General features: G+C 69.4%; 2 protein-coding genes and 1 pseudogene. 2 read left to right on the forward strand and 1 reads right to left on the reverse strand.

Translation table 11 applies throughout. The features are described 5' to 3' along the window. Positions 1-284: pseudogene (locus V7Z54_RS09840) on the forward strand (hypothetical protein); the annotation flags it as partial. 177 nt (positions 285-461) lie between these two features. Here the strand turns inward: V7Z54_RS09840 and V7Z54_RS09845 are convergent. Continuing rightward, on the reverse strand, positions 462-1,889 hold the full coding sequence (locus V7Z54_RS09845; RefSeq protein ID WP_334136231.1) for an FAD-binding oxidoreductase: 1,428 nt from the start codon (positions 1,887-1,889) through the stop codon (positions 462-464). 168 nt (positions 1,890-2,057) lie between these two features. On the opposite strand from V7Z54_RS09845, the gene V7Z54_RS09850 reads away from it, so the two are divergent. Continuing rightward, on the forward strand, positions 2,058-2,221 hold a 164-nt coding region (locus V7Z54_RS09850), incomplete at its 3' end, for an ATP:cob(I)alamin adenosyltransferase (protein ID WP_334136232.1).

Here is a 2,221-nt window from a genome sequence, read left to right on the forward strand (position 1 = left end):
CCGACTGGAGTGCGTTCGACGCCGTGTACCTGTTCCAGCGCCCGGAAACCATGCCCCGCGCCGCCACCAAAGCCGAACGCGAACTGCATCCGGGCGCTTGGCTGCTGAGTCTGGAGTTCGCGGTGCCGGACTGGAGCCCCAGCCTGGTCTGGCGCTGTCCCGACGGCCGCTCGTTGTGGATATACCGGTTTCCCCGTACCGACCCGCCCGAGGCTGCGGCACTGGCGCCGGGCAAATGGGGCCCGGGTGAGACCACGCTAAAGGGTCCGGTCGAGGGGGCTTAGCGCAAAGGGTGCGTGGTCGGCGGCTAGCGTGCTGCCTATGGTGATGTTTTGCGCCCGTGCGTGGACGGGCGCTGGCGGTGGTGCACCAGCGTGCCGGGCGCCGAGCTCGCCCGCGCGCCGGTGGGCACGCGCCATCTGGGTGCACTGCGGCCGCGCATGTTTGGGCCGCTCGCCCCATCAGGCGGGAAGGAGTACCTTACCAGGGTTGAGAATGTCCAGCGGGTCCAGCGCGGCCTTGATGGCGCGCATCACGGCCAGTGCGCCGTCGCCCGCTTCGGCGCGCAGAAACTCGCGCTTGTGCAGACCGACGCCGTGTTCGCCGGTGCAGGTGCCGCCACTGGCCAGCGCCCGCTGCACCAGCGCGCGGTTGAGCTGCTCGGCGGTATCCCGTTCGGCCGGGTTGTCCGGATCGATCAAGTAGCCCATGTGAAAGTTGCCGTCACCCACATGGCCAACCAGAAAGTAGGGCAGACCGGCCGCCTCGGCGTCGGCCACTGCCGCCACCACGTTGGTGGCCAGCTGGCTGATGGGCACACAGGCGTCGGTGGTGATGGCGCGGCAGCCGGGGCGCGTTTGCAGTGCGGCAAAGAAGGCGTGGTGGCGCGCGGTCCACAGCCGGCTGCGTTCTTCGGGCGTGGTGGCCCATTCAAACGCCTGTGCACCATGTTCGTCGGCAATGGCCTGCACCAGCTCGGCTTGCTCGCGCACACCGCTGGGCGAGCCGTGGAACTCCATCAGCAGCAGTGGGGCTTCGCGCAACGTCAGCTTGCTGTGCGCGTTGACGGCGCGCACGGTGCGCGCATCCAGCAGCTCGCAGCGGGCAATCGGAACACCCATCTGGATGATAGCGATGGTGGTGCGCACGGCGGCCTCGATGCTCGGAAACGAGCAGATGGCGGCCGAGACCGCCTCCGGCAGCGGGTACAGTCGCAGCGTCAGTTCGGTGATGACGCCCAGTGTGCCTACGCTGCCGACGAACAGGCGCGTCAGGTCGTACCCCGCGCTGCTCTTGCGTGCGCGCGTGCCGGTGCGGATGATGTCGCCGCTGGCCGTGACCACTTCCAATGCCAGCACATTGTCGCGCATGGTGCCGTAGCGCACGGCATTGGTGCCGCTGGCGCGGGTGGCGGCCATGCCGCCCAGCGTGGCGTTGGCGCCGGGGTCGATGGGGAAGAACAACCCCTGGTGACGCACCGCGTCGTTGAGCTGCTGCCGCGTCACCCCTGGCTGCACGGTCACCGTCAGATCGTCCGGCCGCACGGCGACGATGCGGTCCATTCGGCTCAGGTCAAGGCTGATGCCGCCCTGCACCGCCAGCAGGTGGCCCTCCAGCGACGAGCCAATGCCAAAGGGGATCACCGGCACGCGCCACTGCGCGGCCACGCGCACGGCGTCGGCCACATCGGTGGTGGATTGCGCGTACACCACGGCTGCTGGCGGCGGCACGTGGGTGAAGGCGGACTCGTCGCGCCCATGCTGCTCGCGCACCGCCAGCGCCGTGACGCAGTGCGGGCCAAAACGTTCGCGCAACGCGGCCAGCGCCTCGGGCGGCAGCTGGCGCGGCTTGACTTCGGGCAGCAGGGGGACGGTAGGCGGCGCGTTCATCAGGGGGCCTATGCAGAAGCGGTGGACACGGAGGGAGCGCTCGGCAGCGGCCCGATGGCCGCCCCGATGGTGCGGGAGCCGCTGGGGCCGCAGCCCCGACAGCGGCCCTGCCCGCATAATGAGCGGCATTATCGACCCCACTCGCTTTGCCTGCAACCGAGCACCGCCATGGGCAACCGACTCACGCAAATCGCCACCCGAACCGGCGACAACGGCACCACCGGCCTGGGCAACAACCAGCGCGTCAGCAAAAACAGCCTGCGCGTACACGCCATGGGCGACGTGGACGAGCTCAACTCCCACATCGGCGTGTTGCTGTGCGAACCGCTGCC

This window comes from Tepidimonas sp., from assembly GCF_036824975.1.
GTDB lineage: Bacteria > Pseudomonadota > Gammaproteobacteria > Burkholderiales > Burkholderiaceae_C > Tepidimonas.

Bases quoted from the DNA above. Each gene is read 5' to 3' on its own strand.
- V7Z54_RS09845 (WP_334136231.1), bottom strand. From the start codon at position 1,889: ATGAACGCGCCGCCTACCGTCCCCCTGCTGCCCGAAGTCAAGCCGCGC.